The organism is Marinobacter lutaoensis (assembly GCF_001981305.1).
Lineage (GTDB): Bacteria > Pseudomonadota > Gammaproteobacteria > Pseudomonadales > Oleiphilaceae > Marinobacter > Marinobacter lutaoensis.
The window spans coordinates 86,904-112,228 of record NZ_MSCW01000004.1; the positions used below are offsets into that span (position 1 = coordinate 86,904).

Annotated in this window: 26 protein-coding genes; 8 read left to right on the forward strand and 18 right to left on the reverse strand. The window is 66.4% G+C overall.

Translation table 11 applies throughout. The annotated features are described in order from the left end of the window. The first annotated feature begins 53 nt into the window (after positions 1 to 53). Positions 54 to 512: a methylglyoxal synthase gene (locus BTO32_RS05055; RefSeq protein ID WP_076723372.1), complete on the forward strand. Its 459-nt coding sequence runs from the start codon at positions 54 to 56 to the stop codon at positions 510 to 512. Here the strand turns inward: BTO32_RS05055 and gntR are convergent. The 7 genes from gntR to yfbR all read right to left on the reverse strand — a co-directional run bounded on the left by gntR (position 507) and on the right by yfbR (position 6,816). After that, positions 507 to 1,520, reverse strand: a complete 1,014-nt coding sequence (gene gntR / locus BTO32_RS05060; RefSeq protein ID WP_076723373.1) for a gluconate operon transcriptional repressor GntR — start codon at positions 1,518 to 1,520, stop codon at positions 507 to 509. The genes BTO32_RS05055 and gntR overlap by 6 nt on opposite strands. Before the next feature lie 75 nt (positions 1,521 to 1,595). After that, entirely contained in the window at positions 1,596 to 2,096 is a 501-nt protein-coding gene (locus BTO32_RS05065; RefSeq protein WP_076723374.1) for a gluconokinase, read from the reverse strand. Positions 2,097 to 2,099: 3 nt separating this feature from the next. After that, on the reverse strand, positions 2,100 to 3,422 hold the full coding sequence (locus BTO32_RS05070) for a TRAP transporter large permease (protein WP_076723375.1): 1,323 nt from the start codon (positions 3,420 to 3,422) through the stop codon (positions 2,100 to 2,102). Further along, a complete protein-coding gene (locus tag BTO32_RS05075) occupies positions 3,415 to 3,990 on the reverse strand; it encodes a TRAP transporter small permease subunit (protein WP_076723376.1) in 576 nt (191 codons plus the stop codon). Before BTO32_RS05075 ends, BTO32_RS05070 begins: the two co-directional genes overlap by 8 nt. A 56-nt stretch (positions 3,991 to 4,046) precedes the next feature. After that, positions 4,047 to 5,060, reverse strand: coding sequence for a TRAP transporter substrate-binding protein (locus BTO32_RS05080; protein WP_076723377.1), 1,014 nt, complete (start codon positions 5,058 to 5,060; stop codon positions 4,047 to 4,049). A gap of 217 nt (positions 5,061 to 5,277) precedes the next feature. Beyond that, a complete protein-coding gene (locus tag BTO32_RS05085) occupies positions 5,278 to 6,093 on the reverse strand; it encodes an SDR family NAD(P)-dependent oxidoreductase (protein WP_076723378.1) in 816 nt (271 codons plus the stop codon). A 117-nt stretch (positions 6,094 to 6,210) separates the two neighbouring features. After that, positions 6,211 to 6,816 carry a 5'-deoxynucleotidase gene (gene yfbR / locus BTO32_RS05090; RefSeq protein ID WP_076723379.1) on the reverse strand — a complete coding sequence of 202 codons (606 nt, stop codon included), beginning with the start codon at positions 6,814 to 6,816 and terminating at the stop codon, positions 6,211 to 6,213. Positions 6,817 to 6,914: 98 nt separating this feature from the next. Here yfbR and BTO32_RS05095 point away from each other — a divergent pair, with 98 nt between their 5' ends. Then, positions 6,915 to 7,775 (forward strand): transporter substrate-binding domain-containing protein, encoded by an 861-nt coding sequence (locus BTO32_RS05095; RefSeq protein ID WP_245820275.1) that lies wholly within the window; start codon positions 6,915 to 6,917, stop codon positions 7,773 to 7,775. On the opposite strand, the gene BTO32_RS05100 is transcribed toward BTO32_RS05095, so the two are convergent. Beyond that, a complete protein-coding gene (locus tag BTO32_RS05100) occupies positions 7,744 to 10,551 on the reverse strand; it encodes a DUF748 domain-containing protein (protein ID WP_245820276.1) in 2,808 nt (935 codons plus the stop codon). The two genes, BTO32_RS05095 and BTO32_RS05100, sit on opposite strands and share 32 nt — an antisense overlap. A gap of 181 nt (positions 10,552 to 10,732) precedes the next feature. Between BTO32_RS05100 and pdxH the strand changes: the two genes are divergently transcribed. The 3 genes from pdxH to BTO32_RS05115 all read left to right on the forward strand — a co-directional run bounded on the left by pdxH (position 10,733) and on the right by BTO32_RS05115 (position 12,458). Further along, a complete protein-coding gene (gene pdxH, locus BTO32_RS05105; protein WP_076723380.1) occupies positions 10,733 to 11,368 on the forward strand; it encodes a pyridoxamine 5'-phosphate oxidase in 636 nt (211 codons plus the stop codon). Between the two features lie 13 nt (positions 11,369 to 11,381). Continuing rightward, positions 11,382 to 11,963, forward strand: coding sequence for a DNA-3-methyladenine glycosylase I (locus BTO32_RS05110; protein ID WP_076723381.1), 582 nt, complete (start codon positions 11,382 to 11,384; stop codon positions 11,961 to 11,963). A gap of 66 nt (positions 11,964 to 12,029) precedes the next feature. After that, the gene (locus BTO32_RS05115; RefSeq protein ID WP_245820277.1) at positions 12,030 to 12,458 is read left to right on the forward strand and encodes a DUF3429 domain-containing protein; all 429 of its coding nucleotides are present in this window, start codon (positions 12,030 to 12,032) and stop codon (positions 12,456 to 12,458) included. Positions 12,459 to 12,497: 39 nt separating this feature from the next. Here the strand turns inward: BTO32_RS05115 and BTO32_RS05120 are convergent, their stop codons facing one another. The 7 genes from BTO32_RS05120 to BTO32_RS05150 all read right to left on the reverse strand — a co-directional run bounded on the left by BTO32_RS05120 (position 12,498) and on the right by BTO32_RS05150 (position 21,698). Continuing rightward, on the reverse strand, positions 12,498 to 13,949 hold the full coding sequence (locus BTO32_RS05120) for an aspartate kinase (protein WP_076723383.1): 1,452 nt from the start codon (positions 13,947 to 13,949) through the stop codon (positions 12,498 to 12,500). Positions 13,950 to 14,003: 54 nt separating this feature from the next. After that, a complete protein-coding gene (ectB, locus tag BTO32_RS05125; protein WP_076723384.1) occupies positions 14,004 to 15,272 on the reverse strand; it encodes a diaminobutyrate--2-oxoglutarate transaminase in 1,269 nt (422 codons plus the stop codon). A gap of 139 nt (positions 15,273 to 15,411) precedes the next feature. Further along, the gene (gene ectA, locus BTO32_RS05130; protein WP_076723385.1) at positions 15,412 to 15,927 is read right to left on the reverse strand and encodes a diaminobutyrate acetyltransferase; all 516 of its coding nucleotides are present in this window, start codon (positions 15,925 to 15,927) and stop codon (positions 15,412 to 15,414) included. Between the two features lie 122 nt (positions 15,928 to 16,049). Then, entirely contained in the window at positions 16,050 to 17,030 is a 981-nt protein-coding gene (locus BTO32_RS05135; RefSeq protein WP_076723386.1) for a metallophosphoesterase family protein, read from the reverse strand. Between the two features lie 2 nt (positions 17,031 to 17,032). After that, positions 17,033 to 18,436, reverse strand: a complete 1,404-nt coding sequence (locus BTO32_RS05140; protein ID WP_076723387.1) for a sodium:solute symporter family transporter — start codon at positions 18,434 to 18,436, stop codon at positions 17,033 to 17,035. Between the two features lie 42 nt (positions 18,437 to 18,478). After that, positions 18,479 to 19,447: a radical SAM protein gene (locus BTO32_RS05145; RefSeq protein WP_076723388.1), complete on the reverse strand. Its 969-nt coding sequence runs from the start codon at positions 19,445 to 19,447 to the stop codon at positions 18,479 to 18,481. A gap of 76 nt (positions 19,448 to 19,523) precedes the next feature. Further along, complete coding sequence (locus BTO32_RS05150) at positions 19,524 to 21,698, reverse strand: FAD-dependent oxidoreductase (RefSeq protein WP_076723389.1); 2,175 nt, start codon at positions 21,696 to 21,698, stop codon at positions 19,524 to 19,526. A 147-nt stretch (positions 21,699 to 21,845) separates the two neighbouring features. On the opposite strand from BTO32_RS05150, the gene BTO32_RS05155 reads away from it, so the two are divergent. Both BTO32_RS05155 and BTO32_RS05160 read left to right on the forward strand, forming a co-directional pair. Beyond that, on the forward strand, positions 21,846 to 22,466 hold the full coding sequence (locus tag BTO32_RS05155) for an RNA polymerase sigma factor (RefSeq protein ID WP_076723390.1): 621 nt from the start codon (positions 21,846 to 21,848) through the stop codon (positions 22,464 to 22,466). Beyond that, a complete protein-coding gene (locus BTO32_RS05160; protein ID WP_076723391.1) occupies positions 22,460 to 22,708 on the forward strand; it encodes an anti-sigma factor family protein in 249 nt (82 codons plus the stop codon). Before BTO32_RS05155 ends, BTO32_RS05160 begins: the two co-directional genes overlap by 7 nt. Before the next feature lie 7 nt (positions 22,709 to 22,715). On the opposite strand, the gene BTO32_RS05165 is transcribed toward BTO32_RS05160, so the two are convergent. Beyond that, the gene (locus tag BTO32_RS05165; RefSeq protein ID WP_076723392.1) at positions 22,716 to 23,570 is read right to left on the reverse strand and encodes a UDP-2,3-diacylglucosamine diphosphatase; all 855 of its coding nucleotides are present in this window, start codon (positions 23,568 to 23,570) and stop codon (positions 22,716 to 22,718) included. 128 nt (positions 23,571 to 23,698) lie between these two features. Beyond that, positions 23,699 to 24,322, reverse strand: coding sequence for a YbhB/YbcL family Raf kinase inhibitor-like protein (locus BTO32_RS05170; protein ID WP_076723393.1), 624 nt, complete (start codon positions 24,320 to 24,322; stop codon positions 23,699 to 23,701). Between the two features lie 167 nt (positions 24,323 to 24,489). On the opposite strand from BTO32_RS05170, the gene BTO32_RS17880 reads away from it, so the two are divergent. Further along, on the forward strand, positions 24,490 to 24,660 hold the full coding sequence (locus BTO32_RS17880) for a hypothetical protein (protein WP_175618639.1): 171 nt from the start codon (positions 24,490 to 24,492) through the stop codon (positions 24,658 to 24,660). Positions 24,661 to 24,666: 6 nt separating this feature from the next. On the opposite strand, the gene BTO32_RS05175 is transcribed toward BTO32_RS17880, so the two are convergent. After that, positions 24,667 to 25,227: an LOG family protein gene (locus tag BTO32_RS05175; RefSeq protein WP_076723394.1), complete on the reverse strand. Its 561-nt coding sequence runs from the start codon at positions 25,225 to 25,227 to the stop codon at positions 24,667 to 24,669. Positions 25,228 to 25,325: the final 98 nt, after the last annotated feature.

The window sequence follows — 25,325 nt, forward strand, 5'->3', positions numbered from 1 at the left end:
GGCGCGTTCTGTCCATTTTTTTCGTAAACTTACCAAAAAACAGGAGAGCATCCATGACCCTTACCCTGCCCATGCCCGCCACCAAGCGCATCGCGCTGGTCGCCCATGACCACTGCAAACCCACGCTGCTGGCCTGGGCACAGCGCCACCGCGAGCGCCTGAGCGCGCACCGACTGCACGCCACCGGCACCACCGGACACCTGCTGCAACGCCACCTCGAACTGCCCGTCCAGTGCCTGCTCAGCGGCCCGATGGGCGGCGACCAGCAGCTGGGCGCGCGCATCGCCGAGGGCGCCATGGATCTGTTGATCTTCTTCTGGGACCCGCTCAACGCCCAGCCCCACGACCCGGACATCAAGGCCCTGCTGCGCATCGCCGCGGTCTGGAACATTCCGGTGGCCTGCAACGAGGCCACGGCGGATTTCCTGCTCGACAGCCCGCTGATCGACAGCCGCTACCAACGCCGCGTTCCGGACCTGGACGCCTACATGGGCGACCGCACCGGCTCATGACGCCGGCCTGAGGCTGCCCCCCTCATCGATGCGAAACGGCAGGGTCACCACCGGCGGCCCGGCCGGCTCGCCCCGCAGCCGGCGCAGCAAGCTGTCGGCGGCCCGCCGTCCCATCTCCTCGCGCGGGGTGATCACGGTGGCCAGGCGGGGCACCACCACGGCGGCAATGTCGTGCCCATGGAAACCGGCGATGCCGATCCGATCCGGCACCGCGATCCCCCGTCGCTGGCACTCGAACAGCGCGCCGATGGCCAGGTCATCGTTGGTGCAGAACACGCCATCCAGCTCCGGCCAGCGCTCCAGCGCCTGGCCCAGCAGCAGGGCACCGCGGGTAAACGACGACGCCCGCTCGGTACGCAGGCTCCGGGGCTCCAGGCCATGGGCACGCATGGCCCGTTCGTAACCGTGAATCTTGAGCCGGGTACGCGCGTCCATGCGGGCGGCAAAGTAGACGATGCGGCGATGACCGCGCTCAATCATCCGCTCGGTCATGGCGAAGGAGGCGGCCTCGTTGTCGAAGCCAATGGCCTGTTCGATCGCCGGAGACACCGAATCCATCACCTCGACCACCGGCACTCCGGCGGTCTCGATCATCCGCCGCACCCGCTCGGTATGAACACTTTCGGACAGGATCAGGCCGTCGACGCTGTAGCCCAGCAGCGTGGCGATGCGCGCTTCCTCCGCTTGCGGACTGTAGCCATAGTGGGCCAGCATGGTCTGGTAGCCGGCCGGTTCGGTCACCGACTCCACGCCCCGGATCAGCTCGGCGAATACCTGGTTGGTCAGTGACGGCACCAGCAGGCCGATGGCCTGACTGCGCGAGCTGGAGAGGATGTCCGGCACCTTGTTGGGAATGTAGCCGAGCGCGTCGAGTGCCTGCTGGATCCGGGCGCGCAACGGTGCCGATACCTGCTCGGGCTTCTTCAGGTACCGGCTGACGGTCATCTTCGTCACCCCAACCCGGTCCGCCACGTCCTGAAGCGTGGGTCGTTTCTTCCTCTCTGTCATGCTGGTTCTCGCGCCTGCCCGGTTACCCGTAACATACTACCCCGCACCGGGCCGGAACCCAACTCGCCGGCGGCCTCAGCCGGCCCCGGCGCCAATCGCCGCCAGCACCTGCCGCAGCACCGCCTCCGGCGGCTGGTCGACGGGCACATGCACGGCCTCCTCGGGCGAAGGCTCGACCAGCTCGCGAAACTGGCTCTCCAGCATCGTCCGGCCGTTGAAGTAGTGGCCCTGGCGCTGGCAGTGGCGCCGCCAGATGGTGTCGAAGTCTCCCTTCAGGTAGATAAACACCGCGTCGTTGCCGGCGCGCAGCCGTTCCCGGTACTGCGGCTTCAGGCTGGAGCAGGCCAGCACCGCACCCGGGTGCTGGCACAACAACCGGTTCAGGGCCGCCAGCCAGTCCTGCCGGTCGGCGTCGTTCAGGGGAATGCCCCGGCGCATCTTGTCGACGTTTTCCGGCGGGTGAAAATCGTCGCCGTCGAAGAACGGCAGCCCCAGGGATTCGGCCAGGCGCGCGCCAATCAGCGACTTGCCGCACCCGGACACGCCCATCACCACGAAACGTTGCGTCCTGGCCATCGTCTACCGCCACCACAACGCCAGTTGGGGAAAGCCGAGCACCAGCGCCAGGGCCAGGATCTGCAGCAGGATAAACGGAACCAGCGAGCGGAAGATCTCCCCGAGGCTGATGTCGGCCGGTGCCACCGACTTGAGATAGAAAGCGGCGGGCCCGAACGGCGGCGACAGAAAGGACACCTGCATGTTCAGGCAAAACACCACGCCGAACCACACCGGATCCAGCCCGAGGTTGTTGATGATCGGCACGAAGATCGGCATCGTCAGCAACGCCACGCCGACCCAGTCCAGAAACATACCCAGCACCAGCAGGATCACCATCATGATGAGCACGGTGACCATGGCGTGGCCGTTGCTGAGCGACAGGATCACCGACTCGACAAAGTCGATGCCGCCCATCAGGTTGTAAACGCCGACCAGGGCACTGGCCCCCAGGCCAATCCAGATGATCATGCCGCAGGTCTGCAGGGTGGCCCGGGCGCTGTCCCGAATCATCGCCCAGTTCAGTTCGCCCCGCACCAGGGCGCTGATCATGATGCCGACGACGCCGAGCGCCGAGGCTTCGGTGACCGAGGCGACGCCGGTGTAGATGCTGCCGAGCACCATGGCCACGGTCAGCGCCGGGAACGCCAGCGCCCGACCGTAGCGGATCCGGCGTCCGTCGTCCCCGGCCAGCTCGTCATCGGAGGGTAGGGGTGCCAACGCCGGGTTCAGATGGCAGCGCACCAGCACGTACGCCATGTACAGGGCCGCCAAAATGGCCGCCGGCAGGAAAGCCGCCTTGAACAGGTCGCCGATCGACACGCTGGCCGTCATGCCGTAGATGATCAGCACGATGCTCGGTGGCATCATGGTGCCCAGTGCCCCACCGGCGCAGGTGGTGCCGATGGCCAGGCGCCGGTCATAGCCCAAGCGCAGCATCTGCGGCAGCGCGAGGATACCCAACAGTACCGTCTCGCCGCCGATCACGCCGGACATGGAGGCCAGGATCACCGCCACCACCAGGGTCTGCACCGCCACACCGCCGCGCAGGCGGCGCGCTACGCGACGCATCGCATCGAACAGATCCCGGGCAATGCCGGAGCGGTCCAGCAGCGCCGCCATCATCACGAACATCGGCACCGCCAGGAACACATAGCCGCTGGCAAAACTGTACATGCGGCTGGTGATCAGCGGCATCGCGTCCACACCGAACCAGCCCATGGTGAATAACAACGCCACCAGGCCGGTGACGAACGCCAGCTGCATGCCGGTCAGCAACAGACCGATCAGCAGCACCAGCATCAGCAGACTGCCCCAGGCAATCCCCACAGCGGACAGGTCAAACATCGGCCACCTCCCCGTCACCCGGCCGGCGCAGCGAGCGCAGGTCCACCAGGGCATGCAGCAGGCACTGCACGAACATCAGGCACACCACCAGCAGAATGACGGCCTTGAGCAGTGCCGGAAACGGGGGATTCCAGGCCGACCCGGAGGTTTCCAGGTGCAGCTCGCCCCAAGGCGCCAGCCAAGCGTTGCGTACCATGGTCCAGGCGCCCCAGGCCAGCAGGCCGGCAAACAGCAGGCCGGCCAAGGAATGGAACAGGTCCAGCCAGGCCCGCGTCCTCGCCGAGACCTGGTCGTACACCAGCACCACGCGCACGTGGCGATTGTTGGCCAGGGCATAGGCCCCGCCGACGATGAACAGGCTGCCGCCGATAAAGGCGGCGGTCTCGTGAACCCAAATGGTCGGGGCGTTGAACAGGTAGCGCATCAACACCTCGAAGAAGGAGATCGCCACGGTGAACACGAACAGCAGGCTCAGCAGATCGCCGATGCGCAGGATCCAGCGGTCCAGGCGGGTACGCGCTCGGGGCGTACCGGCCGGGACCTGACGGGGGGCGTGTGCAGGTTTCATGGAACATCTTCCCGGAACAGCGCGGGGCCAGGGCCCCGCGAGAGGCTAGGGCCGGCTCACAGCAGGCCGTTGTCTTCCAGATAGGCGGTGATGGAGCGGTACACCTTCATCGCGTTGTCGGACGCCTGGGCCATTTCGGCCCATTGACCCTTGGCGATCTCGCGAAATTTTCTGCGCTCCTCCGCCGACCAATCGTGGAGGGTGATGGCGGGGTTCCGGCGGGCTTCCCGGACCGCCTGCTGATCGGCGATGCGCAGCTGGGTGGTGATGTCACGGGCAAAGTCGCGCACCGACACGATCAGGATCTGTTGCAGGTCCTCCGGCAGCCGGTCCCATTTCTTCTGGCTGACCGAAACATCGATCAACGGCAGCGAATGGAAGCCCGGCTGCACCGGGTGCGGCGCGATGTCGTTCATCCCGGCCTTCTGGTTGGTGGAGAACACGGTGTAGTCGGCGGCGTCGATCACGCCCTTGCTCAGCGCCGTGAACACCTCGGAGCCGGGCAGGTTGACCGGCGCCGCGCCGGCGGCCGCGAACACCTTCTGCACCAGCCCTTCCGGCGCGCGCAGCTTCAGGCCCTTGAGATCGTCCACCCCGTCCAGCGGCACCTTGGACACCAGCGACTCGACACCGGTGGTGGACGCGCCGATGAAGCGGACGCCGTAGGGCGCGTACAAGGCTGTCATCAGCTCATTGCCGCCGCCGTAGTTCATGTACTGCAGCAGCTGGGAGGTGTCGGACCAGGCACCCACGGTGTTGCCAATCAGGCCAAACGCGGGGTCCTTGCCGGAAAAGTACCCGGTCGCCGTGATGTGACCGTCCAGAATCCCCATGCGAATGGCGTCCAGCGTCTCGGTGTGCTTGACCACGCTGCCCACCGGCAACAGCTGGATGGCCAGACGGCCGCCCGACATGGCCTCGACCCGGTCGGCCCACTGCTGCTGAATCTGGAAGTTACGGTCCCCCGAGGGATCGGACGACTGCATCTTGAAGGTGAATTCCGCGGCCAGCGCGGACAGGGAGAACAGCCCGGACAGGGCAACCACGAGCAGTTTCTGAACGGTTTTCATAAGACGTGTCCTGTCTTGTTCTTATATGACGGCACCTGGCGGGCAAGCGCCTGTTCGGTTTTGTCCGGAATTGTTACCGGTAACAATTTGCGACTTTACCGATAACATCGGTGCTTTTCAACCGTTCAGAATCGGTTCGTCATGGTGGTCGGCGACCGGCGAGGCAGGGGCCGCACCCGGCAAGGCCCCGGATGCGGCGACAGCGGGGCAGCGGCGCTCAGACGTAGAGGTTTTTACGGGAGAACCGCGCCACCAGCGGCTGATAGGCGGACCCCAAAAGCCGGTTCAGGGCATCGATCCCCCAGGCATCCGGGCCGACCAGGATGCGGGCCTCGTCCCGCAGAATACCCCGGACAATGATCTCCGCAGCCTTTTCCGGCGTGGTCATCGCCAGCTTGTCGAAGCCCCGGCGCTGCGCCTCGGCGTTCTCGGACTTGCCCATCCGCGCGGCCCGGGCGATGTTGGTGCGGATGCCGCCGGGATGCACACAGGACACCGCCACCGGCAGGCCCTCCAGCTGCATTTCCTGGCGCAGCGACTCGGTGAAGCCCCGGACCGCGAACTTGGCGGCGTTGTACGCGCTCTGCTTGGGCACACCGATCAGGCCGAAGACACTGGACAGGTTCACCACATGGCCGTCGCCGGAGGCAATCAGGTGCGGCAGGAAGGCCCGGGTACCGTGGGCCACGCCCCAGAAGTCGATGTCCATCACCCAGCGGAAATCCTCGTCGGTCATCTCCCGCACCGATGCAGACAGGGCCACGCCGGCGTTGTTGATCACCAGGTTGACCTGACCGAACGCCTTCGCCACCTGCTCGGCGTGGGCGTAGAGGGCGTCCCGATCCGAGACATCGAGCCGGTAGGTACGGACCTCGGCCCCTTCCAGCTGTGCCGCGGTTTCGGCCAGGCCGGCGTCGTTGATGTCGGACAGCGCCAGCCGGCAGCCCCGAGCGGCCAGCGACTTGGCCAGAGCGCGGCCGATGCCGGAGCCGGCGCCGGTGATCACGGCAACTTTCTTGTTCAGTTCCTTCATGTGGCAAGCCTCGTGTGGTGGTTTCCCCCGGCGACGACGCGGGGAAGAACCCTCACTGTAGGCGGCTCGCCCACCGGCGCCTATGGCACCGGCAGCCGGCGCCGGCGGGCAGCGCGGTCAGTCGTTGCCCGGCGACAGCAGGTTGTCCAACGGTTGTTCGTAACTGGGCGCGAATACCTCCAAGAAGTAACGCACCTCGGGCAAGCCCTCCTGTTCCAGGCGCTGGCGAATCTGCTCTGCGGCCGGTGCGAATTCGCGGTTGCCCGCGGCCAGCTCCGCCTGGCACTTGAGCCAGGCGGAGAGCCGATCGGCGGCCTTGATCAGTTCCCGCTCCTCCGGCGCCAGGGCGGACGCGCACAGGTAGGGCGCGAACGGCTCGCGCAGTTCCTCCGGCAACAGCGCCAGCAATTCCTTCTCCGCCTTGTGCTCGATATCGCCGAACGCCTCCCGCATCACCCGAGAGTGGTATTTCACCGGTGTCGGCAGGTCGCCGGTGATCACTTCGGTGGCGTCGTGGTAGAGGGCCACCGCCGCGATCCGGTCCGCCGACACCCGGCCCCCGAAGCGCTGGTTGCGGATCAACGCCAGGGCATGGGCCAGAGTCGCCACTTCCCAGGAATGGGTGGCGACGTTTTCCTCGATGGCATTGCGCATCAGCCCCCAGCGCCGAATCCAGCGCAGCCGCGATACGTAGGCAAAAAAGTGGCTTATCCGCTTGGACATAGGTCGCCCTCTCTATTTTTCTTGATGTCATCCGCCCCGGCGCCGGAAAGTCATGCTAACTTTCCTTACAGGACCCGTGAAACACAAAAGGATGTCTTGTGGCCCCGATCCGCCCCGTCACCGCCATGGTGCTCGCCTTCCTGCTCACCCTGGCGACGCTCCCGGCCAACGCCGCCGAACGCGAGATCCGGGTCGGCGTCTATCACTTTCCCCCGATCGCCAAGGTGAACCAGGACCACCGGCTGGAAGGTCTGTTGGCGGATGTTCTGGCCGCGCTGGCGACCCTCAACCCGCAGTACCGGTTCCGGATCGTGCACACCTCGCCCAAGCGCCGCTATCTGGATTTCGATGCCCGCCTCTACGACGTCATCTTCTTTGAAAGTGCGGACTGGCAGTGGCGGGACAAGCCGGCGCTGATCAGCCCGCCGCTGCTGCAGGACGAGGACCTGTTCATCGCCCTGGCCAAGCCCGGCCGCGACCAGTCGTTCTTTCATCACCTGGACCAGCGCCGAATCGTGGCCCGCGCCGGCTACCACTACGCCTTCGCCGACTTCGAGACCGATCCGGTCAAGCTCCAACAACGGTTCCACATCGAATTTTCCGACAGCAATCACCGGACCCTGCAACTGATCAAGGCGGACCGCCCCTCGGTGGCGGAGATCGGCCTGATCAACCACGCCTACCTGATGACCCACTTGGCGCAACACCCGGAGGACCGGGACCGGTTCCTGATACGCGAGCAACCGGACCAGATCTACCGGCTCAGCGTCATCGCCAACCCCGCCGGGCCGGTGACCACCCGGGACATCCTGCAGATGCTGACCCCGCTGGTGGCCGACGGTCGTTACCTGGCCTGGGTCGAGCACTGGGGGCTGCAGCTGCCGGATACCTTCGAGACCACCTTTCCGGCCTCGGCGACCGTCCCGGTCAGCGGGCGTCCAGGGCAAACGGCACAATGACATTGCCGGCGGGGCCCACCTCCGCCTGCCGGGACGGGTCACGCAGGAACACCTGCTGAGCCGGCACCCCGTGGCTTTCAGTCAGCAGCCGCTGTATCGCCAAGCCGCGGGCCTGAGCCAGGTTGTTCAGGGCTTCCGGCGGCAGTGAACGCGCACCGGCGAGGTAGGCGTCACGGGCCTGGGCCCAGGCCGTGTCCGACACCGGCTGCCCCGCCACGGCCAGCGACTCGCGCAACAGCGCCAGGCCATCGGCCTCCGGCGCAACGGCCCCCCGCACATTCAGCAGCAGCTCCGGCCGCTCCCGCAGCGCCTCCGCCAGTGCCGCAAGCTTGGCCGCCTCGCCGTCCGCCAGCGCTACGCTGCCGGGACGGAAGCGGACCTGGCCCAGGTCCTCGCCGGTCAGTCCAGTCATCTCAACAATGGAGCCCAGCATGCTGAACGGCGAGGCCGCCGCCTTGACCAGCAAATTGACGAAAGCCCGCATCACCACCTGGCCGACCTGGAAGCTCGGGTCCGATAGGTCGCCGCTGACCGGCAGATTCACGTCGATGACGCCATCGCTGTCGGTGAGCAGCGCCAGGCCCAGCTTCACCGGCGCCTTCAGGGCCTCGTCGCTGGCCACCGCCGAGCCCAGCTCGAGACGATCCATCAACACTTGGTTGCTGGCGTCTATGCGGGTGCCGGCGAGGTCGTAATCCAGGGCCAGATCAAGCTTGCCACTGTCCACACTGTAACCGAGGTAACGACCAAAATAGGGGGACAGCACCGGCAGTGACAGGTCCGAAAGCCGAAGTTTGAGCTGGGTGTGGTCGTCACTGCCGAGGGCGCCGAGGGTGCCGTTGAAGGTGAGCTCGCCGACGCCACCGACCCGGCCGGTCAAGGCCACCTGCCCCTGTTGGGGCGGAATGTTGCTGAGACCGACCACGGCACCGTTGAGCGCATCGAGGGTGGTGGTGAAGGCCGGCGCCAGAGTCCGGTCGGTGTAATCCACGCGGCCGTTTTCCACCTGCAGTTCCCCGATCCGGAAGATCAGCGCCGGGTTCGCCGTCGCACCGGCGTCACCGGTATCCGCGGCGGCGCGGTCGGAGCCCCCGGTATCGGCCTCGCCGGCCACCGGCACCCGCGCGACGTTGTAGAGGCCGTCGGTGTCCCGCACCAAATTGGCTTCGGGCGCCACCAGGGTGACCCGGCCGATCTCCAGCCGGGCCGGGTGAACGTTGTACTCGATGGGCGCCAGGCGCAGGGTCTGCCAGGCCAGCAGGCGGTCGCCGCCGTCCGGCAGGGTCAGCCGCAGCGCCTGAACTTCGGCGGTGCCGTTGAAGGTGCCGGTCAGGGGCGACTGCTGGGCGTCCAGGTCCAGATCACCGTCAAACGCCAGGGTGCCGCCGGCAATGGCCAGATTGGCGCCCTGGCTGAGGTAAGGCTGGAACGCGGCCAGCTCGATGCCGGAACCGGAGACCGAGGTTTCCAGGTTGAAGGGGCGCGGCGTGAACTGGCCCCGCAGCGCCAGTCGTCCCCCGTCGGTCAGGTCGGCATCCAGCTGATAGGGCACCGGCTCCTCGAGGCGGTCATCAAGGCCTCCGAGGGACAGGTTCAGGTGCGCCAGGGCCAGCGTCGCTTCCGATCCCGGCATCTGGTCACGCCAGTCCAACCGGCCGGCGTCCACCTGCACCCCGTCGAGCGACCAGCGGAAAGGCGGGGCATCCGCCGCCGTCCCGGTGGCCGCTGGCGCCGTCGAGTCGGACGCCGGCAGCGCCGCCAGCCAGTCGATTCGGCCGTCGGCCAGGCGACTCACCTGAAGCTCCGGCTGGCTCAGGCTGAGGGTCCCCAGGCGCAGCGAGCGCCCAGCCAGATCAAATTCGATGCCGTCCAGGGTCAGGTCCGCGACCGTCAGCCCCGGCGCCTCCTGAGCTCCGGACACGGCCAGGGCCAGCCCGGCCACGGACACCTCGCCGTTGCGAGTGACCAAGTGCAGGCCGCCGTCCATCTGCCATTCGTAATCCGTGCTCACCGTCACGCGGCCGTCCCGGAGTTCGTAGGGAATATGGGCGGACAGGAAATGCGCCAGGGTCTGTGAGCGGATGTCCGCCAGCCGCAACCGGCCGTGGGAATACAGCGGTTCCAGGCTGAGGCTGCCATGCCACTCCAGGGTCTGGCTGCCCGCCGCCGCCAGCAGATAGTAGTTGCCGTCCTCGCCCCGGGGCCAAGTGGCGAAATCCTGCAGCGACAGGTCCAGGGGCTGGATCCGGAAGGTTTCCGGCCGGGCCTGGCTGAAATCACGCACCATCAGTTCGCCACCCTCGATCGCCGCCTGTTCCAGCAGTATCCGCGGCAGCCCGGTCGGCTCCGGCTCGGCCGCCGGTTCGGTGGGCGGATGCTGGCGCTGCCAGTCGCGCGCCAGATTGATGCCTCCGTCCGCCAGCACATCCAGACGCAGGTAGGGCTCCCGCAGCAACACCTCCTGCATCGCCACCGTCCCCCCGAGCAGGGGCCAGAAGCCAAGGTTCACCCGCAACTGCTGGAGTGACAGCACCGGCTCGCCGTCGGCATCGGCGGCACTCAGGCCCGCCACCTCCAGGGTCAGGGCAAAAGGGTTGGCGCGCACGTCCGCCAATTCGAGCTGCCAGCCGAGCTGCTGACGCACTTGGTCCGGCAAGGCCCGCTGCAGCCACCAGGGCAGGACCAGGAAACCGGCAACGGCGTAGACCAGAATCAGGACCAGCACGGCAATGGCCAGGTTTCGGGCAACGGGTCGGCTTGAACGGCGAGCGGCCACGGCAGGCTCCTTGATGACGGGACGATGGACGGGCGACCGGAGCCCGGCGGGCTCCACCTCCATCTAGCATAATCGGCGCGGCTCGGCTTTGTCAGCCCAAAGCCCCTGACAGCTCCGATGGAACCCGTTATCCTCGATGGCCTCATCCGGCTGTGATTCTTCAAGAGGTAAGGAGACGGGAATGGACATCGGCGACATGCGTCGGGAGTTTGAAAGCGAGGGTCTGGACCGGGACGACCTGGACGATGACCCGATCCGCCAGTTCGAGCGCTGGTTCGAGGACGCCCGCACCGCCGGCATCCTGGAACCCAACGCCATGTCCCTGGCCACCGCCGGCGCGGACGGCATGCCCGATCTGCGCACGGTGCTGCTGAAGTACTTCGATGCCCGGGGGTTCGTGTTCTACACCAACTACGGCAGCCGCAAGGCCCGGGAACTCGAGGACAACCCCCGCGCCGCCCTGCTGTTCCCCTGGCTTGGACTGAACCGCCAGGTGCGCATCCAGGGGCCGGTGGAGAAGGTGAGCAAGGCCGAGTCCCTGCGCTATTTCGCGTCCCGCCCCCGGGGCAGCCAGATCGGCGCCTGGGTGTCGGAGCAGAGCCGCGCCATCACCTCCCGGGGGTTGCTGGAGCAGAAGGTAGCGGAGATGAAGCGCAAGTTTGCCGGCGGCGAGGTGCCCTTGCCCAGCTTCTGGGGCGGCTACCGGGTGGTGCCCGAACGCGTCGAATTCTGGCAGGGCCGGCCCAGCCGTCTGCACGATCGCTTCGAATACCTGAGAACCGACGACGGCTGGCACATCCAGCGCCTGCAACCGTGACCGGGAGTCGCCCATGACCACCCACACCCGCTGCCCGTGGTGCGGCACCGATCCGCTGTACGTGCACTACCACGACACCGTCTGGGGACGACCGGAATACGACGACCAGGCGCTGTTCGAGAAGCTGTGCCTGGACGGCCAGCAGGCCGGCCTGAGCTGGATCACCATCCTGCGCAAGCACGACAGCTACCGGGCCGCCTACGACCACTTCGACCCGGAGGCCATCGCCCGCTACGACGACGCCAAGGTGGCGCAACTGCTGGCCAACCCGGGCATCGTCCGCAACCGGCTCAAGGTACAGTCGATCATTCGCAACGCCCGAGCCTACCTGGCACTGCGGGAGCGGGGCGAGGGCTTCGCCGATTTTCTCTGGTCGTTCGTGGACGGCCGGCCGGTCCAGAACCAGTGGCGCACCCTGGCCGAGGTTCCAGCCACCAGCCCGGTGTCCGAGGCCATGTCCAAGGCCCTCAGGCAGCGGGGCTTCACCTTCGTCGGGCCCACCATCGTGTATGCGTTCATGCAGGCCTGCGGGCTGGTCAACGATCATCTGCTGGACTGCCCCCAGCACCACGAATGCCGGCAGTTGGGGCAATGATCCCTTGCCCGGGGGCGTGCGTACCTTAGCGGTAACGCAACCACAGAGGCAGACACCGTGATTTCCGTGGCAAGACTGGTCGCCCTGGTGGGGCTGGCCGGGCTGGTTCCGTTTCTGGCCGGGACCACCCTGCTGCTCCTGGCGCCGGACCCGGGCCCCGCCATACGCGCCGGATTCTATCTGTACAGCGCCGGCATCCTGGCGTTTATGGCGGGTGCCTACTGGCCGCTGGCCATGCAGCTGGAAGAGCGCAGCTATCCACTGTCGCCGATGGTGATGCTGCTGCTGAGCCAGGCGTTTTTCCTCCTCGCCGGTCTCGGCCTGCTGCTGGACGGCCCTGCCCGGGCGCTGCTGTACGGCCTTGGGTTTCTGGCACTCTATCTGGTGGATGCGCGCGGGCTGCGCGACTATTGGCCGGCCTGGTATCTCCGGCTGCGCCTGGGGCTGACGCTGGCCGTCGTGATCTGCCAGGGGCTGGTGGGGCTGGCGCGCTGAGGCGGCGACCGGCCGGTCACCGCCCCGGTGCCCCCGGGCTTACGCTGTGGACGCGGCGACGATGGCGTACTCGTGGTTGTGGGGTTCGATCAAGGCACCGTGCAGTGCCACGATGGCCTTCTCGAAATGGTCCTCGTCCATCACGAACTGGATGTCCACTTGGCGCATGCACTGATGGATGGCCAGGACGCTGATGCCGGCGTCCGCCAGTGATTTGACCGAACGCGACAGAATACCCGGCACTTTCATGTCGCTGCCAATGGCCGACACCAGCGCCACCTTGCGGGTGTTGATCTCGGCGTTGGGAAACGCCTCCTGAAGCGCCTTGACCACCCGCTTGACGTGCTTGAGCGTGCTGTCCACGTAGTGGGTGATGGTGTTGGCGTTGGTGTCCTTGGAGATGAAGCGGACCTTGAAACGGTTCAGGATGTCCAGGATCTTGCGATCCGAACCCGGCTCGCCCAGCATGTCCTGATCGAACACCTCGACGGCAAACACGCCCTTGGCGCCGGCGATGATTTCCACCTGCGGCTTCTCGCTGACGTAATCGCTGGTGATCAGGGTACCGGTGTGTTCCGGCTCGAAGGTGTTCATCACCCGCAGCGGAATCTCGTTCTGGCGCAGTCCCTTGCCGGCACGGGGGTGGATCGCTTCCATGCCCAGGTTGGCCAGCTGATCCGCCACGTCGTAATTGGTGCGCCCCAGCGGCACCACCTTATCCTCGCCGACAATCTTCGGGTCGGCGGAGCTGAGGTGGTATTCCTTGTGGATGATCGCCTCGCGGGCGTTGGTGATCACCGCCACCCGGCTGAAGGTCATTTCACTGTAGCCACGGTCGAAGGTGCGCATCAGCCCTTCCTTGCACTGGGCGTAACCGGTGACAATGGGCAGCTCGCGGCTCAGATCAATGGCGTCGAACGCCTGGCGAATCTTGTCGTCCAGCGGCAGCAGCTCGTTGTCGCGCCAGCCGGTGAGGTCCACGAAGCGGGCGTTGATGCCCTCCTGCTGCAACTTGAGGGCGGTATTGAAGGCGCTGTGCGCCTCGCCGATACCGGCCAGCATCTCGCGCACCGTCAGCAGATGCTCCTCCAGCTGAAATTGACCGTAAGAGCACAACCGCTGCAGGTCGATCAGGCAACCACGCACCCCCTCGATGCGGTCGGTGATGAACTGGTCGGCCTGCTGCTTGAGCATCGGGTCCCGGAACAGCTTGCCGTTGATGTCGGTCAGCAGCTTGATCAACTTGGTGAGGTCGTCGCCCCAGGCCCAGTCGGAGTCGGCGTCGGCGAACAGGGCATAAACCCCGGGCTCGCCGGTCTTCTTGTGTTCCAGCAGCTCGTTGGTGACGCCGCCGTAGGCCGACACCACGAAGATCCGCTGGTACAGGTCGCTCTTTCTGCGCTTGCCGAGGATGATGTTGTCGCGAACGGCCTCATAGTCGCTCATGGAGGTACCGCCGATTTTCTCGACGGTGTGTTGTGCTCTGGTCATAAGTTTGCCTTCGCTATCGTGCAAGAGTGGGACGTTGGCCGGAACCGGGGCGCCTTACGACGCCTCGCTCACACCTTCCTGCAGGATCTCGTCGACACTCCGCGCCAGCAGGGACACGCCTTTTTTCAGGTCGTCCTCGCTGGTGGTCAGCGGCATCAGACACTTGATCACTTCATCGTTGGGACCACTGGTCTCGATGATCAGGCCGTGCTCGAAGGCCCGCCGGGTGATCGGACCGGTCAAGTCCGGGTTGCGCGCCTCGATACCACGCATCATGCCCCGCCCCTTCAGCCTGAACTGGCCCGGGTACTTGTCGCAGATCGCCTGCAGGGCATCGCCCAGAACCTTGGACTTGGCCTTGACCTCATTGGCGAAGGCGTCGTCCTTCCAGTAGTGCTCGATGGCCGCGCGGGCGGTAATGAAGGCCATGTTGTTGCCGCGGAAGGTGCCGTTGTGCTCGCCCGGGTCCCACACGTCCAACTCCGGTTTGAACAGCACCAGGGCCATCGGCAGGCCGTATCCGCTCAGGGATTTGGAGACAGTGACGATGTCCGGCTTGATCCCGGCGAACTCGAAGCTGAAGAACTCACCGGTGCGGCCATTACCGGCCTGGATGTCGTCCACGATCAGCAGGATGTCGTGCTTACGGCACAGCTGTTCCAGGCCCTTGAGCCACTCGGAGCGGGCGGCGTTCAGCCCCCCTTCGCCCTGTACCGCCTCGACGATCACCGCCGCCGGCAGCTCGATGCCGGAGGAGTTGTCCGACAGCACCTTGTCCATGATCGCCAGGGTATCGACGTCGTCGCCCAGGTAGCCGTCGTAGAACATGAAATCGACGCTGCTGAGCGGGACGCCCACACCACCGCGGTGGTGCTGGTTACCGGTGGCCGCGACCGCCCCCATGGTGACGCCGTGGAAACCATTGGTGAAGGAGATGATGCCGGTCCGACCCTTCACCTTGCGGGCCAGTTTCAGCGCCGCCTCGACGCAGTTGGTGCCGGTGGGGCCGGTGAACTGCATCTTGTAGTCCAGCCCCCGCGGCTCCAGGATGTAGGTCTTGTAGGCCTCCATGAAGTCGTGCTTGGCGGTGGTGAACAGGTCCAGCCCCTGGCTTACGCCATCGGCCTCAATGTACTCGAGCAGCGCTCGCTTGAGGGTGTCGTTGTTGTGGCCGTAGTTCAGGGACCCGGCACCCGCCAGAAAGTCCAGGTATTCCTTGCCGTCCTCGGTGTACAGGTGGGCGTTCTTGGCACGGTTGAAGATGACCGGGAAGGCGCGGCTGTACACGCGGACTTCGGATTCGGTCGATTTGAAAATGTCCATGGTCTTGCCTCTTAGCATGTCAGGTTCGAGGTTGATTGCGCAGTGTTGCAAGCCGGGTGGCGGGCCCACCTCGGTGGCCCGCCGGCTCTGTGCGTTGGCATGGTCGGGTCCGTGGCACCATGCGTCGTGAACTCCAGGCTCACACCGGCTTCGTGAACGGACCGATGCGCAGCAGGAATTCGGAATCGTGCTGGCCGCCGAAGTGGCGCGCCCTCTCAAAGTGCTCGTGATAACTCAGCTCGGCGCCGAGATCCCGGGCAAACGAGCGGAACAGCGCCCAGGAGGCGGCGTTGTCCCCGGTAATCGTGGTTTCCAGATGGGTCACCTCCCGGCACGACTCACGGCCCACGATCTCCTTCAGCATGCGCTTGGCCAGCCCCTGGCCACGCCCTTTTTCATGCACCGCTACTTGCCAGACGAACAAGGTCTCCGGTTGTTTGGGAAGACGGTATCCGGAAATGAAGCCCACCAGCTCGCCATCCTTCTCCGCCGCCACGGCGGTATCGGCAAAATGGCTGCATTGCAGGAGGTTGCAGTAGATCGAGTTGGGGTCCAGCGGCGGGCACTCGGCCACCAGCTGGTGGAGTCTGAAGCCATCATCCTTGGTGGGTTGGCGCAGGGTGATGGCGGTGGTATTCGATCCTTCGACGGTCATGATGCGATCGGTCCGGTAAAAATTTAGTGCTAAATTATATAGACCACAAAATATATTTCAACCGGAACCGCACACCCCCGTGCCGCACCAGCCACGCCTGAACAGCTTAGACCGGACGGCGTTTAGCGCGAATGACAATCCCATGAAACTTTGGCAGGAAAGACCAGCTGTTCCGGCGTCAGGGCGGTGCCGGTCAGCAGCCGCTGGCGGTAGGAGCGTTCGGCCTCCGAGCCGGACGGCCACAGCGCGTCAAAGCGAGACAGCCACGCCGGCAGATCATAGGCCACCGGCACCAGGTCAAACCGGACGCCACGACAGGACACGCCCGCCAGCGCCTCCGGGGCCCCGGCCTCGCCGGCGGCCATGCGCACCAGAAGGCCGCGCGGGTCGTTGCTCAGGTTGCCCATGCCCGCCGAGCCGTTGTTGACCACCACCCGCTCACCCCCGGCCACCGGGCCGGACCAGAGCACCGGCAGGCAGGTGTGAGTGCACACCATGGCATCGGCACCGGTGGCACGGAACCAGTCCGCCACCTGCACCCCGTTGCCCGCCAGAAACGCCTCCCGGGCCAGGCCCCAGCCCGCCAGGGACTCCGGGTCACCGTGCAACAACAAAATCTTTAGGCCACCAAACATTAGACACCGGAAGCGGGGCAACCCCGACAGGGCCTGAGCCAAGTCCGGGTGCCGGGCCGCCACCGCCTGCAACCGCGCCATGATCCGGTTCGAACGCGCCACCACGCCGGCGTCGACAAAGTCGGGGTAGGCGCAGCCGCAACCGGCACCCGGCGAGGGCCGGGCCAGTTCGTACTCGACATTGCCCAGGCTGGCGGTGTGCGCCAGCACCCGCTCGTTCACCGCGCGGAACAGGGCATCACTGGCGTTGAACCAGTTGAAATCGCCGTTAAACAACAGGCGCACCCGACGCCCGGCCCGCCGCTCGGCCGCGGCCATGCGCTCGATCTCGTCCAGTGCCTCGAGGTTGCCGTACAAGCCGCCGATCACATACAGCACCTCGGCGGCGGCCGGCTCCGGCGACCGGCACAGGGTCTCGGGGCGGTACCGGTACGCCAGCGGGCAGGCTCGGCCTGCGTCCCCCGCCACGGTCAGGCCTCACCCGCGGCCAGGGAACGGCCAGCCAGGCGCCGCAGAAGCAGCGGCAGGAAAAAGCCGGCCGTGCAGATCAGGAAGCCCCAGGCGTTCACCCCCAGCAGCAGCCCGTACTTGCCGTCGCCGATGGCCCAGCTGGCCGGAATCAGGCCGACCGCCAGCAGCACGCCCAGGGTCAGGCCGGACCAGAAACTGAGATGGAAGCTCCAGGGCGACCAGCGGGTGACACTGTAAAACAGGAACACCGGCGCCAGCCCCATCACCATGGTGCCGGAGATGGTGGTGGCCTTGAGGATGTCGGTGCCGGCGAACATCGGCAGATTGCCGAGCAGGGCAAATACCACCATCACCACCGCACCCAGGCGCAGGCTGGGCAACCGCTCCCGCGCCCGCGAGGCCAGCCGGGGCAAGTCCACCGCCAGCGACTTGGCCAGCGAAGTGAAGGTGGAGTCTAGGGTGGAACCGGCCGAGGTCATCATCACCACGCTCATGAAGAACAGCGCCGCCAGCCCCAGCGACTGGCCCACGGCGGCGGGCGCGTTGCCCATGGCGTCAATGCCGTTGAGCCGGGCATGCACGCCCACCAGACTGAAGATGAACACTGCCACGAACCCCAGCAGACCCGCCACCACGAAGCTCTTGAGCATGGTCTTTTCCTTGTTGACGAAGCCCCGGTCGGTCAGCACCGGGTCATGGAAGGGGTAACTGAACAGCTGCAGCAACGCCACCAGCAGCAGATCGAACCCCGCCTCCAGGCGGAACTCACCGCTGCCAAGCAGCGCGCCGGGACCGTTGGCCGGCAGGATCAGGAACAGCACCGCGCCCACGAAGAACACGAACACCACCGCCTGAATCACATCGGTGAAAATCGAGGAGCGCAGGCCACCTTTGAGACTGTAGGCGAGGGTAAACAGGGTGAACAACATGGCTGCGGTGTAGTAGGGCCACTCGCCGGGTCGGCCGAAGTAGCCGCCGACCACTGCGGTGTTGCTCCACACTTCGTTGTACAGCCGGATCAGCACCGCCGCGGCGAACGCCAGCGCCGCCAGGCGACCGAACCGGGACGTGAGGAAATCCTGCAGGCTGCGGGCACCGGTCTGGGTCCGGATCAGGTAGATGATGTAGCCCGCCACCGGAATCGACAGCCAGTAGCTGGCGTAGGCCAGCCCGCCAACCACGCCATAGGCGGCTCCCAGGTTGGCGGCGTTGGTCACCGACTTGGCGAAGATCCAGCTGATGAAGAGGCTCGCCGTCAGCGACCATTGCCCGACCGGGTTACCCTGGTCGTCCGCGCCCCGATAGAAGGACTCCGCCGTGCGGCTGCGGGGCGACAAGGCGTACATCACCACCCCGTACACCAGCAGGAAGCCCCAGAACACCATTGCCTCGATTGTTGTCATCGTCGTTGTCCACCTTGTCTCTGTGTTGTCCGCCGGCCCCGGTCACGCCGGTGCCGAGCAGCTGGCGCCGAACCGGTAGCAGGCAAAGCACCGGTGGTGGCGCAGCATGATGCGCTGTTCCAGGCTTTCCGCCAGGGTCCCGCCCAGGTCGTACTGGGGGTCGTCGTCCACCAGGGTGCAGGCATACACCCGGACCCGCCCCTGTGTCTTCACCAGCATACGGGTGTAGGTGCACATGAAGTGGGCCCGGCTTTCCCGGGTCGGATATTTTTCCATGCAGGTCTCGGTGATTTCCGGACTGCCGTCCTCCGAGCCCGGCACCCCCAGGTCGGGAAAGGCGGTAAACGCCAGCGATTCGGGTATGCCGTGGGCACGGAACCGGGCGCGGAAGGCCGCTTCCACCGCCGCCGCGTCCTCGCCCGGGTCCGACTGCCGGGCGATGGACACCCGGAACCCCTGGGCCACCAGCCAGGCAATGCCTTCCATCGCCCGGGCGAAACTGCCCTCGCCACGACCGGCGTCGTGCCGGGCCGGGTCCGGGTGGTCCAGGCTGACCCGGAAGTGAATCGGATGCGGCTGCCGGACCAGGGGCGCCACCTGATGCCGGCGCCGCAACAGCGGTTCGGTGGCATTGGTGAGCACGAAGCAGGGCCGGTGCTCGCTGGCGTACGCGAGCAGGTTGACGAAGTCGCGGATCACGAACGGCTCGCCACCGGTGAAGGAAAACTGCTCGACCCCCAGAGCCAGGGCTTCGTCCAGCCGGGGCCGGGCGTCCGCCAGGGTCATGCCTTCAATGCGTCGGTCTCCCGGTTTCGAGCCCTCCAGACAGAACGGGCAGGCCAGGTTGCAGGCGGTGCCGGTGTGGATCCAGAGCTCTTTGAGCCGGTCGCTGTCGATGTAACCCCGGGGCTCGCCGTCGCGGGTGTGGGTCCAGCTGTCCCGGGCCCGGGGCTCCAGCACTTCGACGGCGGCAATGCGGCCGCCGGTCTTGCGGGTTTCAATCAGGGACATGGTCTCTCCTCGTTTATTGTTGCCTGTGACAACAGGGACACGGTCCTCGCGGCAATGTTACAGTGGCCGCGACCGTTCATTCCGACCCCGGATGGGCGGGGCCGCCCCGGCGCCAGCCATGAAACCGTTCCAGCCAGCGCAGCAGCCGCTGGGGCGCGTGCGCCCGTTTCCACTCCCCGGCGGCGTACTTGGCGGCCTCGCCCCAGGTCGGGTAGGGGTGAATGGTGGCCAGCAGCCGGTTCAGGCCCAGGCCGTGCGTCATCGCCAGGGTAAACTCGGCCAGGATGGCCCCGGCCTGGGCACCCACCACCACCGCCCCCAGGATCCGGTCCCGGCCCGGCACGGTGAGCACCTTGACGAACCCTCGCGCCTCGCCGTCGGCAATGGCCCGGTCCAGGTCGTCCAGGTCGTAGCGGGTCACCTCGTAGGGCACGCCCCGGGCCCGGGCCTCCTCCTCGCTCAGCCCCACCCGCGCCACCTCCGGACTGGTGAAGGTAACCCAGGGCATCACCCGGTAGTCCACCCGAAACCGCCGGAACTGGCCGAACAGGCCGTTTACCGCCGCGTACCAAGCTTGATGGGCGGCGGCGTGGGTAAACTGATAAGGCCCGGCGACATCGCCGCAGGCAAACACATGGGGGTAGCGTAGGCTCAGATCCTCGTTCACCGGCAGGGTGCCGTTGGCCCGGGGCTCCAGACCGATCCGCTCCAGCGCCAGCCCCTGGGTGTTGCCCACCCGTCCCAGCGCCACCAGCACCTCATCGAATGGAATACGCAGACACTGGCCGTCCTGTTCACAGTAGGCCACCTTCTCGCCCTGTTCGAGCCGGAACTCCGTGGCCGTGCAGTTCAGGCGAAGGTCGATGCCGTCGGCCTGGAATTGGTGCATGACCAGCGTCGACACGTCGGAGTCCTCCCGGGACAGCAGGCGATCGGCCCGTTCCACCTGGATCACCTGGCTGCCCAGGCGGGCAAACGCCTGGGCCAGCTCGCAGCCGATCGGGCCGCCGCCCAGCACCAGCAGACGCCCCGGCGGCTCGCGCAGGGACCACACCGTATCCGAGGTCAGCGGCGCCATGTCCGCCAAGCCGGGGATCGGCGGCATCGCCGGCCGGCCGCCGGTGGCCAGGATGATGCTGCGGGCCGTCAGGCGCCGGCAGCTGCCATCCGCCGCCCGCACCTCCACTTCCCAGGGTGTCACGAAAGACGCCTCGCCGGCCAGGCAGTCCACACCGAGGGCCCGGTAACGCTCCGGCGAGTCGTGTGGCTCCACCTGGCGGATCACCGCCTGCACCCGCTCCATGACGGTGCGGAACGAGCCCTGTACCGGCACCGACGCCAGGCCGTAACGATCCGCGTGGCGCAGGGTATCGGCGACCCGGGCGCTGCGGATCAGGGCCTTGGACGGCACGCAGCCGGTGTTCAGGCAGTCGCCGCCCATGCGTTGGCGTTCGATCAGCGCCACCTTCGCCTTGACGGCGGCGGCGATGTACGCCGATACCAGACCCGCCGAGCCGGCGCCGATGACGATCAGGTTGTAGTCAAACACCCTGGGTCGACGCCAGCCGGCGTAGACCCGGCGTCGGCGCAGCCAGGCCACCAGGGCCCTGGCCAGGAGTGGGAACAGACCGAGCAGGGCGAACGACAGCAGCAGCCCGCCCGAGACGATGTCCCCCGGGGCCTCGACCTGGCCCAGCTGGGTGCCGGCGTTGACGTACACGAAGGTCCCGGGCAGCATCGCCAGCCAGCTGACCCAGGCATAGGTCCACAACCGCATGCCGGTGAGCCCCATCACCAGGTTGACCAGGAAGAACGGAAACACCGGCACCAAGCGCAGGGTGGCCAGGTAGAAGGCACCATCGCGCTCGATGCCCCGGTCGATACGGGCCACGGTGTCCCGGTAACGGGCCCGCAGCGTGTCCCGGAGCAGGAACCGCGCCACCAGGAAGGCGACGCAGGCACCGACGGTAGACGCCAGGGACACCGCCAGCAAGCCCAGCAGGTTGCCGAACAGGGCGCCCCCGGCCAGGGTCAGCACCGCGGCGCCCGGCAGCGACAGCGACGTGACCAGGACATAGGTCAGGGTGTAGGCCAGCAACGCCAGGGTCCGGTGTTCGCCGATCCAAAACGTCAGCGCCTGACGGTTCTCTTTCAGCGCCTCCAGGGTCAGCCACTGGTCGGCCCCCAGCAGCCAGAAACTGGCCACCGCCAGCACAATCAGGGCAATCAGCACCCGCTTTCCGTTGTTCATGATGGTCTCCAGTACCGGAACGTTTCCCTTCAAACACGCAGCCGCGCCGATTGTTACACGAGTGAACCAAACCCGCGATCACCCCTCAAACCCGGCACGGGTTTCGCGACGGGGTGAACTATCCTTTGATAACAGGAAGCAACCGCTGTGGATACACAGGTGACCGATAACCAGGAAGCACAACTGATCCGAGGGCTCAGGGCGCGGGACGAATCCGCCTTCCGCGAGGCGGTCCGGAACTATACCCCCGGCATGATGGCGGTGGCCCGGTTCTATCTGGACCACGCCGCGGCCGAGGACGTGGTGCAGGATTGCTGGGTCACGGTCGTGACCGCGATCCGCGACTTCGAGGGCCGCTCCGGGCTGAAGACCTGGCTGCACCGGATCGTCGCCAACCGCTGCAAGAACCGCCTGCGCACCGCCCACCGGGAAGTGAACACCGAGTTCTCCGACGCCCTGGAGCCGGAGCTGGCCAAACGCTTCGACGCCCGGGGCCACTGGCAGAGCCCGCCGAGACAGCGTTGGTCGGAGGCCGCCGACGCCCTGTTGGAGAACGGCGCCCTGAACGACTGCCTGGACAAGCACCTGGGTCACCTGCCGGAAACCCAGCGTTCGGCCCTGATGCTCTACGAGGCCCACCAGCGCAGATCGGACGAGGTCTGTAACATTCTCGGGGTCAGCGCGTCCAACCTTCGGGTGCTGTTGCACCGGGCACGACAGAAAATCTTTCTCATGGTGGAAACGTTTCAGGAGACGGGCGAATGCTAAAGTGCCGGGATCTGGTGCGGGTGGCCAGCGACTATCTGGACGGGGAGCTGGACTGGCGGCAACGGCTGTCGGTATGGACGCACCTAGCCATCTGCGGCCACTGCCGGACCTTTCTCGGCAACCTCCGGGCCACCACCGCGTTGATGCGGGGCCACTCCGACAACCGGGCCCGGGAAGCGCTGGTCCGGCGCATCGACGAGCGCGTGGCGGAGGCCCTGGCCCGGGCCGAGGACCCGCCGTAACCCCCCGCTAGCGGCCGACGGAACGGTTCAGCTGCTCCACGAAGGCGGCCGGCAGCACATCCAGCACCGGCCGGGCATCGCCGCACACTTCTGGATTCGGAGCGGCGGGCTCCTCCGCCAGGGTCACCGGCGATTCCGACCAGTGCAGCAGCTCCAGGCGGCCGTCGTGCCGTTCCACCAGGGCGGTGCAGTGCTCGACCCAGTCACCGTCGTTGCAGTACAGGCCGTCCTCGCTGCGCAGGAAGCCGGCGGAATGGATGTGGCCGCAGATGAAACCGTCGTAGTGCCCTTTCTCGGCCACCGTCAGCGCCGCCAGCTCGAACCGGCGGATGAACGTCCGCGCCCGGCCGATGCGGGTCTTGATCCACGCCGCCAGCGACCAGTAGGGCTTGCCCTGCAACCGACGCAGCGCGTTGAACCAACGGTTCAGGCGCAACAGCAGGCCATGGGCGCGGTCACCCACCAGCAGCAACAGCGGGCTGCAGCGCACCACCTGATCGAACTGGTCTCCGTGACAGACCAAAAACTGACGGCCGTCGGCGGTGGTGTGGACGGCTTTCTCCCGCAGTTCGATGCCGGCGAAGGTCTGGCCACAGAAGCGCCGGAAAAATTCATCATGATTGCCCGGCACGTAGATCACCCGGGTTCCCTGCGCCGCCAGGTCCAGCAGCCGGTGAATCACCGCCCGGTGACTGTCCGGGAAGTGCGCGCGCCGCTGCATGGCGATCAGGTCGATGATGTCGCCGACCAGATACAGGGTGTCACATCGCACACTGGCCAGGAAATCCAGCAGATAGTCGGCCTGGCAGTCGGCCGTTCCCAGGTGCACATCGGAAATGAAAACGCTGCGGAACTGTCGCATGGGCGCCTCCCATCGTCTCGGGGACCGCGGTCGGGTTCTGGGTGTTCACCTTGGCAAGCCCCGGTGACAGCCCCGTGACACGGATGCGACAGTTTGGTGAAGCGGCCCCGGCGGCGGGGCCGGAAGCGTCAGCGCAGGTCCGGATTCAGGGTGTAGGTACCGGTTACCCGGGCGCTGGCCAGCACGTGCCCCTTCATGGCCTCGCGCACATCGTGGCCGTCAAACTCACCGGACAGGCCCAGGCTGTCCACGTCCAGCGCATGGACTTCGAAGTGGTAGTGATGCAGGCGCTCGTCGTTCCAGGGCGGACAGGGTCCGTCGTAACCGGCGTAGGTACCGGCCATGTCCGGATTGCCGGCCAGGAACTGAGTGTAGTTGTTGACCCCGCGCACGCCGATCGGACCGGGGCCCGGCGCCTTGCCCTTCGGCCGGACACCGTCGCTGTCCTCGCCCTCGGGAATGCGGTTGACCGACGCCGGGATATCCACCAGCACCCAGTGGAAGAAATCCACCCGGGGCAGGTCCCGGGGCACAACCCGCCCTTCCTGGTTGACATCGTCCGCCACGCTCGGCACGTCCGGGTCGAACATCAGGACCACGAAGCTCCGGGTGCCCTCCGGCGCGTCCTCCCAGGTCAGCTCCGGATTCCGGTTGGGACCAAAGCTCATGTGATCCTGTTCGTTATAGACCCCAAACGCGAACGTCTCCGGAATCGGTTGTCCGTCGTCGATACCATGTACACGCAGTTTCACGGAAACACCTCCTGTCGATGGTCGAATGCCGGCCCGCGCAACGGGCCGGGCCTGATCCAGTCGGGCCGGAACCGGCTGACCCGGGTCAACTCCCCGGAGGAAAGCCCTTGATCCTGGCACCGGATACACCATAGTAAAGGATAACCGCCAACCCAGAGGAGTCACGCATGCCGGACGAGCAATACAAGAAACTGCACCCGATCCTGAACGAGGTCACCCAGACCTACATTGATCTGTACACCAACCGGCCGAACGAAAAGACCCGTGAGCAGCTGATCAAGCTGGAAAACCTGCTGCACGAGAAACTGGAAGCCCTGCGCAAGGCACGGCAGGAGTAACACGGCTCAGCGCCACTTCTCCCGGGGTGGCGTGTACTGCCGGAACTGGCGGACCACCGCCTCCGGCGTGCGCACGCGAATCACCATGTCCAGATATTCCTGGGCCAGGAAGCCGTAGCGCTGCATGGTCCGGGCCATGGCAAACAGCGGTTCGTAAAAGCCGTTGACGTCGTAGACACCACACGGCTTGCGGTGAAAGCCGAGCTGGCCCCAGGTCCAGGCCTCAAACAGTTCCTCCAGCGTGCCGATGCCGCCGGGCAGCGCCAGGAAGCCGTCCGCCAACTCGGCCATGCGAGCCTTGCGCTGGTGCATGTCCGCCACCACGTGCAACTCGGTCAGCTGCGAGTGGGCCAGTTCCCGGTCACGCAGGGCCTCCGGAATCACCCCGTACACCCGGCCGCCGCCGGCCAGCACCGCATCGGCAAGAATGCCCATCAGGCCGACGTGACCACCGCCGAACACCACGTCCACGCCCTCGGCGGCCAGGTACCGCCCCAACGCCCGGGTAGCGTCGGCAAACACCGGATCGTTTCCTTCCCGGGACCCACAATACACCGCCAGTTTCATCGTACCTCCCGCTCGTTCGCAGTCGTCATCGCCACCGCCCGGCCCGCTTGGGTCACAATGGCCGGGCCCGGCGATGCACCATAGCAGAGACGGGCGCC